Raw genomic sequence first — 17,825 nt, 5'->3', positions numbered from 1 at the left:
GAAAAAGAAGAACCTACATGAAATAAATTGAATAATTTCAAGATCTAAAAGACAAAAAGGAACTTATATATCTGTTGGATATCAAAGCACAAACAAAACAGGATATGCTGTAAGATTCGGGATAGGATATGAAGAAGATTTTGATAAATACCAAGAAAATTCAGTCGAAAAAATAAAACAAATTATAAAAACTCTTCCTCTCTCAATGACAAAAGAAGAGGTTATTAATGAAATTAATAAAAAGATCAAAAATAAAAGCCCTAAAATAAATGAGACATATGAAAAATTTGTTGGATTCGACTTAATTTCTCGATTAATTGATTATTTTGATATTTTCAAGGATTGTAAAACTACAAAATCAGTAAGTTTAAATGATGTTGTAAAGCAACAAATATATCAAAGAATTAAAAATCCACTAAGTGTTTATGCTACGTACAAAAATGCAACTAAAGAAAAACAAGATTTTTATTCTAAAAATTCGTTTTATAGATCACTAGAATATATTGCTGATAACAAAAATCAAATACTAAGCAATATAAATGAAACCATGAAAAATGAGTACAAAAGAGATGTAAGTATAGTTTGATTTGACTCAACAACAGCTTATTTTGAAACATTTAGTCGAGATGGTTATAAGAAACCAGGTTATTCAAAAGATGGAAAATTTAAAGAAGACCAAATCGTTATTGGACTCGCCACTGATAGTAATGGTATACCAGTGCACTACAAAGTTTTCCCCGGAAATACAGCTGATTCATCCACTTTTATTCCTTTTATACTTGAACTGCAAAAAATATACAGCATAACCACAGTTACTGTTATTGCTGATAAAGGAATGTCTGTAAATAAAAATATAAGATTTTTAGAAGATAAAAAACTAAATTACATTATTTCATACAGAATGAAAAAAGGTTCAAAAGAATTCAAAGAATATGTTCTAGTGAAAAGGATTACATTAATGAAAATGGACTCTTATATAAGAGCAGAGAGATAATATCTCTATACCGTAATGGAAGAAAAAATGGTCACACTAGAAAACAAATAATCACTTTTAGTGAAAAAAGAGCAAAAAAGACTATGAAGATAGAAAAATTCTTATTGATAACTTCAATAAGAAAGCTAAAAATGGAAAAGTGTCATATGAAGATATGGTTGGAGGAAAGAAATATCGTTTCTTTAAACCAACAGATAAGTCAGGTTTTTATGAATTAGACTATGATAAAGTCCTAGAAGATGAAAAATTCGATGGATTTTATGTTTACGAAACTAATAGAGTTGATCTTAAAGAAACTGAAATCGTTGAGCTATATGCAAAACAATGACAGGCTGAAGAAAACTTTAGAACATTAAAAGGCGCATTATCATTAAGACCAATGTATCTTTCTACATGAAAAAATATACAAGGATATATTTGTTTATGTTTTCTTTCTTTAGTAATGTTAAAATTCCTTACCTATAAAATTAATGATTTTTTAGGTCTTGCTAAGAAGGATAAAATGACTACATCTAGAATCATTACTATGATTAATGATGTTAAACAAGTTGAACACTATTTTGACAAAAAACTTATAAATACAATCGAAATTAAAAACCCAGCCTTACAACAAAGCTGGGAAGACTACCAATTAATATTAAATATTTTTAATCATTTAAATATTAAATAAAGTTTCAAGCCAACTACAGCATTCACTGTGGCTGGTTTATTTTATTATGCTACTGCTGGGAAACGTAGGATTCATTAGATTCATTATTTTTTTGTGCAAGAAGTTTTCTTACTACTGGAACTTCTTCTCTTAAAGTTTTTTGTAGTAATTCATTTCAGTATTGGGCAGTTAATTTTAATAATTCATTAAGAGGTGCATATGAAATAAAAGTATTTTCTTTTGTGGCATCATATAAGTTTTTAATAAAGTCATTAACTTTAATTTGTGTATTTGCAATATTATTAGCAGCAGCAATTATTTTATTTTGTTTAAGTAAGAGATTGAATTCATCAGCAGTGATTTTTTTACCACCAAAGAATTGGTTTAATGCAGCTGAATCATTATTAATAACTCCTTCTACAGCTAATTTTAAAATAGCATTCAGATTAGTATGTTCTTGATCCAGAATTCCAAATTGCGGGTCTGAAATAAATTGTGCTACAGATTTATTACATTCTAGTCATAATGGTTGCGCTTGAAGGAATTTTTCCAGACTTGTTAGTTTTGTGTTTGCTAAAATCTCTTTAATTTGTGATAATTTTGTAACGCTTTCTGTAATTTTATATTTTGCATAAAGTTGATCAAATACTCCTGATGGTGAATAGTCTTTTTTGATTGTGCCAAACACCGTATCGCCATCTTTTGATAGTTGTTTAGCGTTAATTTCAACATTTTGAGCCATTAAATCCACATAGTTTGAAATAGCATTATTTATGGCTTGGCTAGCATCATTTAATGCTTGTTTTTGCGATGCAATTTGTTGTGGAGTGTAATTATCAATTGTTTTTAGGGTGCTTTTAGCTTCTTTTTCATTAGTAACAAAATCATTTTTTAAAGCAACTATATTAGCAGGTAGCATTGCATCAAAATTTTCATTTGCAATATTTGAAGATAAGGTACTGTATGTTGGAGAATTAATTAAATTTTCTAATTCTTTTCGTGCCTCAGCACGTCTATAGTTTAAAAGATCACTATTTATTTGGATCTTAAGTTTAGCATTTTTATCTGCATAATTACGTAACGAAATGTCTAATGTTTTAAAAGTAGTTACTGAGTTTTGCATATTTTGTTGTTTTAAGTAGTCTAATAATTCGAAAATATTTTTCTTTAAATTATTTAATTCATCAGCAGTTTTTATAATCTCAGCACCTTTCGCTAAAGCCTGTGCTTCTACATCAGAAATTGTTTGAGCAGCTGTTTGACTATTTGCTGCTAATGAAGCGTTTATTTGCTCTATAGCATATTGTACTGGGCCAGTTGAATTTATGCCACTATTCAATGTTTCATTGACAAAGCTAATTAATTCTTTGTCATTTGGAACACCAGTTTCTTGGACTGATTTTAGCTTATTAATCATTGAAAGATTTTCATTCATTAAATTAGTTTTAACCTTATTTAAATTAGAAAGTTTTTGACTAACTTGCTCGTTTTGATAAGAAAGTTCAAAAGCTTGTGTTGTTTTAGCCAAACTGCTTAGGGAATTATATAATGTACCATTAGGGGTTAGTGTATTAATATCATTTTTTATATAAGCCAATGCCATAACTAAATAAGTTGTCGCATTTGTTACTCATTCAGTATTTGCATTATTATATTTTTGTAGTAACATAGCAATTTGATCGTTTGAATATTTATCAGCATTGTTATGAACATCATTTAGTTTAGTTAATTCAGTAATCAAATTATTTTTAGCTAGCAACAAAGCTTGTGGAAGGTTTGTAAGACTTTCTAATTCATTTTTTAAGTTAACTGGGTTAATTTGTTTTAAACTATTAATTTTTTGCTCGCGTTCTGATTTATATTGTTTATTCTTTTGGTTAGCAACTGTACCTCCTGCAATGCCAGATATAAGCCCAGCAGCAAGAATTGCACCTATTGCAATAAATAATATCTTTTTCTTTTTGTGCTTTGTCATATTTTATTTCCTTTACATATTTTTGTTTTTTATATTTTATAAATAATTATAAAACAAACTTAGCCATATTTAAAATGGATTTGGTGCTAAAAAGGCAAAAAATGCCAACATTAATGTTGACATTTCGTGGATATTAAGTAAGTTTCTATTATTTTTTTCTAAATGCAAAAGTAATGATTCCAACTATTCATAATGTACCACTAACAATTAATAAGTAAGCTCATCATGGGAATGAAGCAGTAGTATTAATATCTTTTAACATTGTAGAAGTTACTACATTTGGCATCTTATTGTATGCAGATGAACTTAAAATGTTTAATAAATCTTTAGCTTGTTTATTAGTGTATTTATTTTTAGCTGTAGAAAGTATTCCAAAATAGTCATTGTTATTAACAACATCTCCAAATTCTTTATATGTTTGACCTTTTGAAGATTGTTCAAGAGTATTAATTGCTTCTTGGAATTGTTCTTTGTCATTATTAATCAATGAATTTACTAATTTTATTAATCCATTGCCTTGTGCAATAAGCTTATTGGCTGTTTCTTGTACTTTAGTAAATAATGGGTTGTCAGATTGTTTATTAGAAAATGCTTGCATTTTAGCTATAGCAGATTGTAAATTGTTTAATGTAGCATCATAATTTTCTGAATGCACATTAGCTTTTTCATAAGCAGCTAAAGCTTGGTTTAAAGCATCAATATCATTAATTGCATTTAATAAATCACTTGCATTTTGTAATTGATCTGGCGCAACTTTATCTTTTAAGTCTTTTAGTTGATTCATTGCATCAGTTAAGTTTTGCTTATTAATATTTGGTAAGTTATTTACTAATGCATTTACTTTATCATTAAGACTTGAAGCTTGTTTGCTTAGTGAATCATTTAGTTGTTTTGCTTTTGAAATAACACCTTGAGCATCATTGTAATTTGTTGTATTGTTGTACTCATTTTTAAGTGTTTCTTTTTCAGAAGGAGAAATAAATGGCAGATTGTTTAAAACATCTTGGATTTCTGGCACATCTTTAGTTCCATCATTAAATTTCTCATTACTAAACTTATTGATTTCAGCTTGTAATTCTTTTGCATCTGCTAAAGCACTTTCTAGTGTAGCTGTCTTAGTTTTGTCAGTTGCACTAGTCATAGCAGTAACATCATTTAAGGCTTGTTGTGCTTTCTTTAAAGCATCTTTGTATTTGTTTTGTAATGCTGTAGGAGCATTAAAGAATTGATTACTGTTTAATGAATCATTTAATGATTTCATTTCAGCTTCAGCGTCTGATTTAATTTTTGCAAAATTGTTATTACCATTCAATGCTGTTAGCGCTTCTTTTAATTGTTTATTTAATTCAGTTACATCTTGAGCTTGGTTTGTTCCTAATACAGTTCCTGGATTTGCTGTAACATTTTTGGTTGAAGTTAGAGCAGTATTATAAGCATTTTGCAATGCATCATCAGCATAAGTGTAATTTATAGATGATAATGGTAATTCTTTTAATGCTGGAGAAATTGAATTATAAGTATTTCTTAATTCTTTCATAGCTTCATTTAAGGCATTAGCATCTTGAGAAATTTTATTAATTTCATTTTGTACATCAGTAAGAGATTTAGTACCTTGATTATTTAGAACTTCTTGTAATGCATTGTAAATGTTATTCTTTTGAGCTTGGTTTAATGAGTCTAATTTTTGAATATTATTAGCTGCATTAATAACATCATTTAAAGCATTTTGCTTATCAGCTTGAGCACCATAGTCTTTAGCTGCTAATTCTTTATTAGCTAATGTATTTTGAGATGCTTGTGAAATATTTGTAGTATTAATTCCTGAAATGTTTGGATCTAATTGTGGCATAGAATTAATAGCATTTGCTAAATTATTAGAATCTTGTAAGTAAGTTAATTCTTTTTTAGCTTGTACGTAATCTAAATAATTATCTGTTTCACTTGGATTTAAGTCTTTTTGGATTGCAGCGCTTAATCCAGCAGATGGTTTTAATGTTCCATCTTGCACTTTTTGGTTTAATTCTTTAGCTTGTTTTACTAATTCATTCTTTGCATCAGATAAAACTTTATCAGAAGCAGTAACAACTTTTTGTAGTTCTCCCACTGCTGTATTAAATTGTTCTTCTGTTGAGTTACTTGGACTAGTTAAAGCTGCTTTTGCTACTTGAATAGCATTTTCAAGTGCATTCTTGTTCTTTGTACTTTCTTCAGTAGCTTGTTGTCCTTCTTTAGGAGTGAAGCTATTTAATAATTTTTCAGCATTTGAAATAGTATTTTGAAGTGTATTTTTATTTAAGGCATCTTGTAAAGCATCAATAGCAGTTTGATTTTGCTCTGCTGTATTTGTTTCAATTGTTTCTTGTGCCTTTTTAGCTTTTTCTAATGCATCTGTCAATTGAGCTGATTTAGGTTGAACTAATTCAGCCTTGTTAACTAAATTATTTAAGTTATTGTTGCTTAGTAATTTAATTAACTCTTTTGCTTTTTCTTCGAAGAATTGTTTATTGGCTGTTAAATATTCATTATTTGGATCAGTTAAGATTGTTTTAGCTTGTTCAATTGCTGAAGCGAGTTTAGGATCTACAGGAGTTGAAGCTTTAATTGCTTGGTCATAGGCGTTAAATAATGGAGCCTTATTTTTATCGCTATCTAATTTACTTGTAGCATTATTGAAATCTTCAATTGTTGAGTTTGGATTATTTAATACTGTTTGAGCCGGAGCAAGGGCTAGTTCTTTATATGAGCTTGAATTTGCTAATTCTTCTGGTACAGAATTAATTGCATTATTTAACTTAGCCTTAGCTTCTAATTTCTTCAAGTCATAAATTGCGTTGACTAAAGCTGCTGCTGTAGAAGTAGGAGCTTTAATTAATTCTTCAGCTGTCTTAATGCTATTTGTTAATTCAGCATATTCAGGAGAAATTTTTTGAGCATTAGTAACTTCGGAATTTAAAGTTTCTTTTAATTTTCTAATTAATTCTTTAGCAATTAAGTTAGCCTTATCTAGTTCATTTGCAGCATTATTATAGAAGGCTTGAGATTGCTCAGGGTTAGTATTTAATGCTTGTGTAGCATTTGTAATAGCTTGTTGAAGTTGTTGTTTTCTTTCTTCAATAGACAACTCTATATTCTTATCATTTTCAGGGATAACAATCTTTCCATCATTTAATAATCCCATAATTTCTTTTGCGTTTGCAAGACTATTTGTTAATGCATTTTTATTTATTGCACTAGCTAAATCTGATTTTGCTTGTGCTAAAAGTTCATTTGCCTTATTTGTTTTGTCTTTTAAGTTTGTTTGTTTTAGGGTGTTGACAATAGGATTAAATGTACTATTAAGATCGCTGTTAGCAGCAACAGTTAATTCACTGTTTTTAACCCCTAAAATTGTGTTTGCATCAGCTAAAGCATCTTTTAATGCTTGAGATTGTTCATTTTCCTTGATTTCTTTTGCTTGTTCAACAAGTTTTGCTAATTCATAGTAATTTGCATTTGCATTTAATGCATTTGATAAAGCTTGTGCGTTTGTACCAGCATTTAGATCAAATTTATCATTTGAAACTGAAGCAGGAATTTGATTATATAGTTCACTAGCATTCTTAGCAAAGTTATTAAAGTATGGTTTTAAATCTTTGGTAAATGGTTCTGGATTAGCAGCTGTTAATTCGTCAGCTGTTTTATATAGATCATTTGCGTTTGTAGTTTGATATGTTTTAGCGATTTTTGCATTAACATTATCTTTAAATTCTGCATTAGATTCGAAAGTAGGTAGAGCTGAAATATTGTTATTAATTTGTTCAGTTCAAGCATTAATAAATCCATCTACATCAGTAATATTTGAATTCATTTCTCTTGATCTATTATTTTGAGCAACTTTAGCTTGAGATTGTGTATTTACTTTGATTAATTTATCTAATTCAGTTGCATATTCTAATTGTTTTGTTGCCTTAGAGATTTCAGTTGCATTAGCTGAAGGACCCTGTGCAACTATTTTCTTAGCACTTTCAATTAAATCGTGTAATAGACCTGTTGGAGTACCATTATTTTGGTTTTCTGCTGCTGTTATTGCTTTACTTAGACGATCAATTAATTCTTTGTTTCCTTTTGCTTTAGCTAATTCGTCATTTAGTGCTTTAACAGCTTTTTGGACGTCTTGATCAGATAAATCATTTGAATTAGCTATTTTTTGAGCACTTTGAATTGCTGAAGTTAATGAAGGATCCTTTAATGTTTCATTTTCTTTTTGAGCATTTGCAATAGCTTTGTAAAGTGGTTCCTTCTTCATAGCATCTTTTAAAGCTGCTATTTGTGCATCATATTTGTTTGTTTCTTTATTATTGGCAACACTTTGAGCCGTGTTTATTGCATCAGTAAGTTCTTGAGAAGGATTTTGAACTTTTTGTGCTGCTGCAATTTGATTTTTTAGCTCGCTTAATTTAACTGCATTGTTTAAATCATCAGCAACTTTTTGAACAGTTTCTTTTGCTGGTGTTTCCTCTTGATTAACAAGTTTATCTAATTCTTGTTGTGCTGTAGATATTGCAGATGTAACATCCTCTGACTTGTCATTTGAATTTTGCGCAGATTTAATTGCTTCATAAATAGGTTTAGCAGCTACAATGTTTTTTGCTTTTTGTAATTTGCCTTTTAAATCTTCAAGAGTATTGTCTGTACTTAGTCCTTTAGTTAAATCACTTTTTGCTTGTTGCATTTCTGCTGATGATTGTTCATTAATAGGTGCTAATGTATCATTTATTTGTTTGATAATTAATTCTTTTTCATTATCTAAAATTTCTTTTGTTAATTGTTGGATGTATGCACTTAATTTAGTTGTTAATTCTTGAGCAGCTGAGTTAGAAATATTTTGAACTATAGCATTTTCTTCAGAATAAGGAGCAAAAACAGTATTTGCTTGTGCTAATGCAGTTTCAAAATCACTCTTAGTTTTTGAATTTAAAGCTTTTAATTTGTTTTCATTATCTCTTGCAAATGCAACAGCTTCTGTTCATTGAGCTTTGAGACTACCCATTGTTGTATTTAATTGATTTACACCATCAAATGTGGTTTTTAAATCATTAAATTTTGCTTCAGGTTTATTTACAACTGTTTCAATATTGCTTGCATATGCCTTCTTTTGTGCATCTGTTAAATTAGGTTGAGCATTAATTTTACCTTTTACATCATTTGCTAAGTTACCTAAAATAACTTTATATTGTTTATTGTATTCTTCTAGACTAGGAATAATAGGCAATTTAGAGATATCAGTTGTTTTACTAAATTCAGTTTGAGTTACAAAATCTTTAATTGAGCTGTCAACACCATTGATATCATTTTGCAATTTAACATTAAATCCGTTTAATTTATCATATTGTTCTTTTATGTTTACTCAAATTTTGTTTATTCCACTTCAATCAATTTCTTTTATTTGATCAGGATCTTTAAATGGGTTGTAAAGTTTCATGAATTCATCACGATTTGCTGCTAATTTTAAAAGCTCTGATTCATTAGGGGTATCAATGTTTAATGGCGCTAATTTTTCCGCATAGAATTTTCTTAAAGCAGCCATTTGTTCGTTGGCACCAGAAATATTTGAAAGTTGTTCTGGACTAGCAGTTAAATGTAATGTTTTATTAAGTTCAGAATATTTGCTTGGCATTGCCTCTGACTCATTTGTAATATTTCATTTTGAAGAATCTACTAAGTTTCATTCTTTAATAGTGTTTGTAATTGAATCAATTTGGAATCGGTTTAATGAAGGATAGTTGGTTGCTAATTTATCAATGATTCCTTGTTTGTATTCATTAATTTGAGCAGCTTGATATAAAATAGCTTGCACTTTTCATAATCATTGAGGTTGGTCTTGTCTTCCTCCAATTAGAGAATAAAAGTCTATAGTGTCAGAACCGTTAGATATTTGCTTATTAAATGTGCTTTTTTCTTCTTGTGATAAATTGCTTAATGAATTAATTTCATTTTTTGCTAAGGATCCAATAAAATTGCTTATATTCTTGTAATAAATAGAATCATTTTCCATTCTGTAATCAGCTTTTTCAGGGATTTTCAGTAATTTAGTAAATTTTTCAAAAGTAGAAGCTGCATCAAGAATTAATGGACGATTCTTATCATTAATTGATGAAAAGTATTTATTAACTGCATATTCAAAATAATTTGTTAAAGCATTGTATCTTCCATCTAATGAGTTTGCTGTGTCTGCTATTGCATCTTTTAATTTTAATATTTGATCTTTGTCGTATACAAATCAATTGTATGGTGTTTGGGTATCGAACACTGTCATTCTTAAAACGGATGGTAAATTGAGCCCTGTTCTTGCAGCAACTAATTGCGCTTCTTCACCTTGACCATTAGCTATTTCATTTATATTAGAAGGTAAAATTTCAAGAACTTGCAATGCCGTAGTAATTAATGCAATTAATTTACCATTATTTTCCGGCATTTTAAATGTGTATTTGTCCTCATATAATAGTGCAAATTTGTCTAGATTACCTAAACCATAAAATTGTCCATTTTGAAATACATTTTGTTCTGGATTTGGAGCAAAATTATTATCTGAATTAGCATTTGATTTAGGTAATATATATGTACTTAAATTTTTCTTCAATTGTGCCATTGAGACTTTTAATTGGGCTACTTCGCCATTAATTTGACGAATACCATCAGTGATTTGCGTGCTAACATTTGTGTTTGATTGAGTAAAAATTAGATCGATAAATTTCTTAAGGTAGAAATTATATTGAGCTTTATTAATTCTTGTATCTGCTGTTGAGCTGTATGCTGAATTTAGTTCCTCTAATTGAGTTATAAAAGTGTTTAATAATGCTATTCTATTGTTATAGAAGTCATTAACTTGTTGCTCAGTTAAAAGCACTCCACTATTGTAAGATAAAGCACTAACAAAGTTTTCGAATAGATATGAAGATAATTGTGTCGTTTCTTCTTGATTAATTTTTGTAAATGTTTCTGATTGTTCTGAAAACTTTTTATTAAAAACTATATAGTCAAAAGCAGCTGTTTGTCAGTGGTAATTAACTGATGCAGATTCTACTGTGGTGTTTGGAATAATATATATCTTTTTGCTTCCATTCATTACAAAAGGTAAATCTGGATGAATGTCCTCATATGTAATAATTGTTGCTGTTGATGTTCCATTAGAAACGGGTACATCAACTTCATGAACAGATTTAGAGATATTATTTGTATACTTAAATGATGAGAAATTTAAATTAAACTTTTGTGCAAATGCTGCAACGTCTTTATTCTTTTGAAGCAATAGATCTTGCATTTTAGCTGTATTAACAACCATAGCAATTTTTGCTTCTCTAGCAGCATAATTTGCTAATAATCTATATTTTTCGCCATAAGGTCCATCATTTTTAACAAGGTCTCATAGTTTATTTATATATGACTGTTTATCATTTGCCGGAACATTTACTAAGCCATTAATTTTTCCTATTGCTGCTGTTATATCAGAAATAATTGATTGATATTTTTCAACAATATTATTAGGATTAATCTTAGCATCTAAGTTAATTAAAGTTTTTGCACCAATAATAGAACTATTAACGCTTGTTTGTTGGTAGTTAGAAAACGAATCTAGTAAACCCTTCATTTCGTTTAATGAAAAAACGAAAGCATTATATGAACTATCTTTGCTGTTTTGAATGTTAACATATTCATTGCTGGTAGAAACAGGAAGATATGTTTCATATGTAGATTTTGCTGTATTATATTTATTCGCTAGATTTACTATTGCGTTTACATATTTTATTACATCTTCTCTACTTGTTTGTTGTAAGATAATATCTTTGAAAGCTGATTTGTATTGAATTGTATATAATGGAGCATTATCAATTAATAAAAATGCTTCATCAATGAACTGTTTAGCAGTTAAAGATTCCCCTTCATTAAATCCAATTCCTTTATAATTAAGCAATTGTTTTTCTTGTTCCTTAATATTTTGCACGTAAGTTTTAAAGTTTTGGGCAACATTGTTTTTATCAACTATTGTATCGCCTTCAGTAACAAAATTAGGTGTAGAATTATTTTCTCACTCATTAATTGCATTGTATGCTTGCATAAATGCTTTTCTTGTGGCATCATCTGCTAATAAATATGCTGAATAATAATTAGTATCATTATTTCCTGATGTAAAACTATTTAATGTTAAAGCTTGTTTAGTTGATGCATTGCTTTGTGAATCAGCATCAGGATTTGTTGCGTAAGCAACAACATTATTCATTGATGGTAAGGCATTGAGAGCATTTTTTATATCAAAAATACCTTGTTTAACATCATTTAATTTGATGTCTCAAAATCCAGAAGTAAAATCATTTGCTTGTCAGTCATTGTAAATAGCATCATTAAATGGGCTTATTTGGTTGCTTAACAATACAGTATTAGAGTAAGAATATTTTTCCCCTTGGTAAATAGAACCAGAAGGTGCTGCTGTGTTTGATTGCTTTTGAGCAGTGATATTATTTAAGACCATTAATTTGTCATAACCTAAACGACTTGAGCCTGAACCCAATCATTGTGTATAATCATTGAATTCAATGGTTCCTTTTTCTTTAAGTGAGTTGGGATTTAATGAGATCCCACCTAAATTTTGACCATCATTGTCAGGTTGAGAATCTCACTCAAATGGGAATCTGCTAACTGTGAAAAACGCAGCTTGGTTAGGGTCTTTGTACACTTTCTTTATAGCTAATTTATTAGGGTCCATGAATCCGCTATAAGATTGCTGCATTTCTGTAGGTAATTTCGAAATGTCGACATTAAATTTTAAATTAATTTTAAATTCTTTTCTTGCTGGATCATATCCTTGTTCTTTAGCTTTATCAACAACATCAGCAGGGACATAACCTAATTTGTTATCACCATATCATAGTTCATATCCATATCCTTTGGCAATGTAGTTATTTGTCGTCTTATTTTGGAAGCCAACTCATGAATTAATTGTTTTTTCGTTTATTTGAACGTTAATTTGTCTGTATTGTGATCTCTTGAATGATAGAGAGTGTGCTGCAACAAACCCATTATTAACATCATTTCCTGAACCTGCAAGTGATATAAAGGCTGATATTCCACTATTTCCTGGAGAAGTAAATGAATATCCTGTTTGAGATTGTACTTGACTATTAATAGTTTCGAATTCTATGACAATTGCTGGTTGCTTACTTGCACTATTATAGTAGCTATCTAAGCTTACTGTCCCAAAGAGCGCTGTTCCAATATTAGCAATGTTATTTACTAATGCTGAATTTGGAAATAGAGGAAGTAAACCTGCTTGTAAAGGTCCATTAGCAATTTCAATCGCACTAGCATCGCTTCCATTATATATTGTGTTATATTGGAAGTTATTGAAGTTAAATGGAGATGTTTGGATTAGCTTGCTTAATGGCGATTGCGCACCATTAAAAAAGTTATAGCCAAATGGAAACATAACACTTGTAGTTTGAGTAGAAACGTTAAATGTTTCTAATTCTGAGGAGTTTGTGTTTTTAGGCATGTAAAATGTGTTTGGCTGTGCATTGTTAGAAAATTGGTTAAATATCTCATTAAGTGCTGCTGGAGCATCGTTTTGCACATTTGACTTAACTACAACAACCCCATCAGAATTAGGCATATTTTGGTGTTGTGCATTTCTTGAAACAACTGATATCTTTAATGAATTGTTAACAAGTTGCAAGTCTTGAGTTAAGACAAGCCCAAATCCGATTCAATTGTTTGCATATGGTGCAAAGCTATTTGATTGATTTGAATCTGTGTCTGCTCAAGGTTGGCTTGGGATGTATCAATTGTTAATTGTTGCTCTTCATTTTCTAACTAGAGCTCCCGATCTTTGAAATGCAGTTGTGTTTCCATTTACATTACCTGTTATTTCTTGTAAATAAACAGTTCCATCATAGTGGCTGTTCTTTAATGTTCCATCATGCGTTGAATATTTGCCTCTATTTTGAAATACATCTCATTCAGAAACTGGATTAGCATTAAATTCTAACTGAGGTTGATTTGTTGATGAGTAAAAGCTGCCAAATACTGAACTTTCACTATTTGATCCGTCTTTTTGATTAAGGATGTTGATGAAATTGTTTTGAGAATAACTCCCAGAGAACGCTTCGTCATCACCTCCAAAGTTTACAACAGGGCTATTAGTAGTTGTACCCGGTGCAGCAGCAACAATACCTGTTGTTGATAAAATTAAACTTGTCGCGCCAAGAACTGGAATAACAAGTTTTTTGACATTAGTTTTTTTCATAAATTTCTCCTTAAACTAAACTAAAAAATGATTTAAAAAAGCACATTTTTATATAATTTTTGAAATAATTATAACATTTTGATTTAAAATAAAAATTTCTATGTTTCTATATTTTTCAGTCGTAAAAGTATTTAAATTTTAAAATAAATTCATTAATTCATATTTTTAATTAAATTGCGAATAAATAATAAAAGCGTGCACCTTTGTTGATGCACGCCGGAATGATCTAATTTCTAATCATGTATTTATATCTTATTATAATTTTACAAAGTATTCTACAGTTCTAACAAGTTGTGAAACGTATGACATTTCATTATCATATCATGAGTATAATTTGTACATTTTTCCATCAACTGTGTCTTTTGTTGAAGTCATTAATGAGTCAAAGATTGAACCGTGGTGTTGTCCAATAATGTCTGAAGAAACAAGTGGTAATGTTGAGAATTCAAGTGTTTCACTTGCTGCTTTTTTCATAGCTTCGTTAATTTCTTCAACAGTAGGTTGTTTTTCTAACATAACTGTTAAATCAACTAATGATCCTGTAATTGTAGGAACTCTAACTGCAACCCCATCAAGTTTTCCAGCTGCTTCTGGAACTACAAGTCCAATAGCTTTAGCTGCACCTGTTGATGTAGGAACCATGTTTTGAGCTGCTGCTCTAGCTCTTCTTAAATCTTTGTGAGGAGCATCTTGTAATCTTTGGTCAGCTGTATATGAGTGGATTGTTGTCATGTATCCTGATTTTAATCCAAAGTTGTCAACAAGAACTTTAACAACTGGTGCTAAACAGTTTGTTGTACATGAAGCTGCTGAGATTAATTTGTCTTCTGAGTTTAATTCTTTGTGGTTTACATTGTAAACGATTGTTTTAACATCTTTGTCAGATGGTGCTGAAACAACAACTTTTTTAGCTCCAGCTTTTAAGTGTTTTTCTGCACCTTCACGTTTTGTGAAGAATCCTGTTGATTCAACAACAAGGTCAATTCCTAATTCACCTCATGGAAGGTTTTCTGGATCTCTTTCTGATAAAACTTTAATTTCTTTTCCATTTACAACAATTGCACCTTCTTTAACAGAAACTTCTACTGGTAATGCGTGGTATGCTGTATCGTATTTTAATAAGTGTGCTAATGTAGCTGGGTCAGTTAAGTCGTTAACAGCCACAACTTCCATATCTGTTGATTTAGTTTCTAGTAATCTACGTAAGAATAATCTTCCGATTCTTCCAAATCCGTTAATTGCTACTTTTTTCATAATCTTCCTTTCAAATAGTTTAATTATTAATAAAAAGTATCCTTTTTATGTTCTGTTATATTATATTAGTTTTTTTACAACTAGTTACAGTTTTTTTATTTCTTTTCAATTTATTTTTTTGCTCCCTTAAAAGCAAAAAGTCAAAAAAGTATATTAATTTTTAGCTAAATATTATCTTTTATAAAATCAGCCAATAAATAAAAGTCATATTAGCACTAATTTAATTAGCATTTTTATCATCTGGACAAAAAGTTAGCTAAATTCCCTAGTTTCTTATATTATAGGGGTAAAAATGCTTAACTTTTTTATGTCGATTTAAATTCAAAATAGTAAAATATAAAAACTATGAATAAAACAGTTTCAAATAATAAATATGATGCAATAGTAATTGGTGGAGGTCATGCTGGAGTTGAAGCAACTTTTGCTTTAGCAAATATGGGGCATAAAGTTGCTTTAATAAGCTTTGATCTTTCTCGGATTGCTATGATGCCATGTAACCCATCAATTGGTGGTCCAGCCAAAGGAATCATTACTCGCGAAATTGACGCTTTAGGAGGAGTACAAGGTTATTTTTCAGATCTAGCAATGATTCAAATTAAAATGTTAAATGAATCAAAAGGACCAGCAGTTAGAGCAATGAGAGCTCAAATTGATAAAGAAAAATATTCAAGAATTATCTTAGAAGCTTTACAAAAACACCCAAATGTTACTTTAATTGAAGGTGTAGCCGAAGAAATTCTAGTTGAAAATAACTCATTTAAAGCAATCAGACTTGAAAGTGGAGAAATTTTAGAAGCTAAAGAACTTGTTATCACAACAGGAACTTATATGAATTCTCGTATCCTAAGAGGTGATCAAATCACAATTTCAGGGCCTGATAACCAAAAAACTACTCCTAAGCTTTCTCAATCTTTAGCTAAACTTGGTTTTGAATTACAAAGATTAAAGACTGGAACACCTGCTAGAGTTTTTGCTGATTCAATTGACTTTTCTAAAGTTGAAAAAGAAAACTTAGAAGATACTTATTTATCATTCTCAACTAGATCAAATGTTAAGTTAGATAAACAAATTTCATGTTATCTAACTTATACCAATGAAAAAACACATGAAATTATTCGTGAAAACATTGGACGTTCAGCTATGTATTCAGGTTTAATTGAAGGAATTGGGCCAAGATACTGTCCAAGTATTGAAGATAAGGTAATGCGTTTTTCAGATAAACCACGTCACCAAGTCTTCTTTGAACCTGAAACAGTAGATGGATCAATTATTTATGTAAATGGAATGTCAACTTCTATGCCTATAGAAGTGCAAGACTTAATGTTGCGTACAATTCCTGGGCTTGAAAATTGCAAAGTTCAAAAATGAGGATATGCAATCGAATATGATGCCTTAAATCCATTACAAATTTCTCCTTCTTTAGAATCTAAAGTTATTAGTAATATCTTTACAGCTGGTCAAATTAATGGAACTAGTGGATATGAAGAAGCTGCTGCTCAAGGATTAATGGCTGGAATTAATGCTGGAAGAAAACTTGAAAATAAAGAACCTTTAATTTTAAAAAGAGATGATGCTTACATCGGCGTCTTAATTGATGACTTAGTAACTAAAGGAACTAAGGAACCATATCGTATGCTAACAAGTAGAGCAGAATATCGTTTATTACTTAGAAATGATAACCCAGATTTAAGACTAGCTAAATATGGGAATGAAGTTGGCCTAGTATCTGACGAACAATACCAAAAAGTAGTTGATAAATACGCAAGTATTCAAGCTAAAATTGATGAATTAGCTAATTCATATCTATCTTCAAAAAGTCCTTTAGCTCAACGTCTCGGAGTCGAAAATGGTGTTTCACTTCTTAGAGTACTTGCTAGACCAGATGTTGAAGCTAGCGAAGTAGTTGGCGACTATGAATTCAAAAATGAATTAACCATTATGGTTAGATTAGATGGTTACATTAAAAAGCAACAAGCCGAAGCAAATAAAATGAATAAGCTTGAAAACTTTAAAATACCTCAAGATATTGATTATGATAAAGTACCTAATGTCGCTACTGAAGCAAAACAAAAATTAGCTAAAATTAGACCTTTAACAATTGGCCAAGCATCTAGAATCAGTGGAATTAACCCTGCTGATATTCAAATGTTGATGTTTTATATCGAAACTAGAAATAAATAGAGACTAATTTCAAATAATATTAGTCACTTGTTCCAGGAGGAAAAATGAAATTAAATATTATTTGTGTCGGATCCTTAAGTAAGGAATTCAAAGTTCTTTATGATGACTATGCTAAGAAAATAAACTATTTTTGTAAGTTAAATGTCATCGAAATTAAAGAACAAAAGATCGAAAACATTGAGTTAAAGAAACAAAAAGAAACTGAATTAATCTTAGAAAAGATTCCTAAGAATTCTAAAGTATTTTACCTATCTCTTAGAGGTAAGCAATATTCAAGTGAAGAATTTGGCAATCTCTTTTTAGATGTTGATAATGTAACTTTTGTTATCGGTGGCTCAAATGGTGTAATTGAATCTTACTTTCCAAATCAAATAAATTTTTCAAAAATGACATTTCCTCACCAACTCTTTAGAGTTATGCTCGCGGAACAAATTTATCGTGCATTTACAATTCGCAATAATATTACTTATCACAAATAGAGGCTAGTGCCTCTTTT

5 protein-coding genes and 1 pseudogene are annotated in these 17,825 nt (G+C 29.7%); 3 read left to right on the top strand and 3 right to left on the bottom strand.

Going from position 1 to position 17,825, the window contains the following annotated elements; all coding sequences use genetic code 4:
* Nucleotides 1-67: 67 nt before the first annotated feature.
* Nucleotides 68-1,664 (top strand): annotated as a pseudogene (locus ACM0IS_RS01600) (IS1634 family transposase).
* Nucleotides 1,665-1,713: 49 nt separating this feature from the next.
* Here the strand turns inward: ACM0IS_RS01600 and ACM0IS_RS01595 are convergent.
* The 3 genes from ACM0IS_RS01595 to gap all read right to left on the bottom strand — a co-directional run bounded on the left by ACM0IS_RS01595 (nt 1,714) and on the right by gap (nt 15,151).
* Nucleotides 1,714-3,618 carry a hypothetical protein gene (locus ACM0IS_RS01595; protein WP_416756546.1) on the bottom strand — a complete coding sequence of 635 codons (1,905 nt, stop codon included), beginning with the start codon at nt 3,616-3,618 and terminating at the stop codon, nt 1,714-1,716.
* Between the two features lie 148 nt (nt 3,619-3,766).
* The gene (locus ACM0IS_RS01590; RefSeq protein ID WP_416756545.1) at nt 3,767-13,894 is read right to left on the bottom strand and encodes a hypothetical protein; all 10,128 of its coding nucleotides are present in this window, start codon (nt 13,892-13,894) and stop codon (nt 3,767-3,769) included.
* Between the two features lie 255 nt (nt 13,895-14,149).
* A complete protein-coding gene (gene gap, locus ACM0IS_RS01585; RefSeq protein ID WP_416756649.1) occupies nt 14,150-15,151 on the bottom strand; it encodes a type I glyceraldehyde-3-phosphate dehydrogenase in 1,002 nt (333 codons plus the stop codon).
* Between the two features lie 342 nt (nt 15,152-15,493).
* On the opposite strand from gap, the gene mnmG reads away from it, so the two are divergent.
* Together mnmG and ACM0IS_RS01575 are read left to right on the top strand one after the other, a co-directional pair.
* Nucleotides 15,494-17,329, top strand: a complete 1,836-nt coding sequence (gene mnmG, locus ACM0IS_RS01580; RefSeq protein WP_416756543.1) for a tRNA uridine-5-carboxymethylaminomethyl(34) synthesis enzyme MnmG — start codon at nt 15,494-15,496, stop codon at nt 17,327-17,329.
* A 44-nt stretch (nt 17,330-17,373) separates the two neighbouring features.
* Nucleotides 17,374-17,808 carry a 23S rRNA (pseudouridine(1915)-N(3))-methyltransferase RlmH gene (locus tag ACM0IS_RS01575; RefSeq protein ID WP_416756542.1) on the top strand — a complete coding sequence of 145 codons (435 nt, stop codon included), beginning with the start codon at nt 17,374-17,376 and terminating at the stop codon, nt 17,806-17,808.
* Nucleotides 17,809-17,825 lie beyond the last annotated feature (17 nt).

Source organism: Mycoplasma aquilae ATCC BAA-1896, assembly GCF_048074525.1.
In the GTDB taxonomy this organism is placed as follows: Bacteria; Bacillota_I; Bacilli_A; order Mycoplasmatales; family Metamycoplasmataceae; genus Mycoplasmopsis; species Mycoplasmopsis aquilae.
The sequence above is the reverse complement of the archived record's forward strand: the minus strand, read 5'-3'. Positions and strand labels throughout refer to the sequence as shown.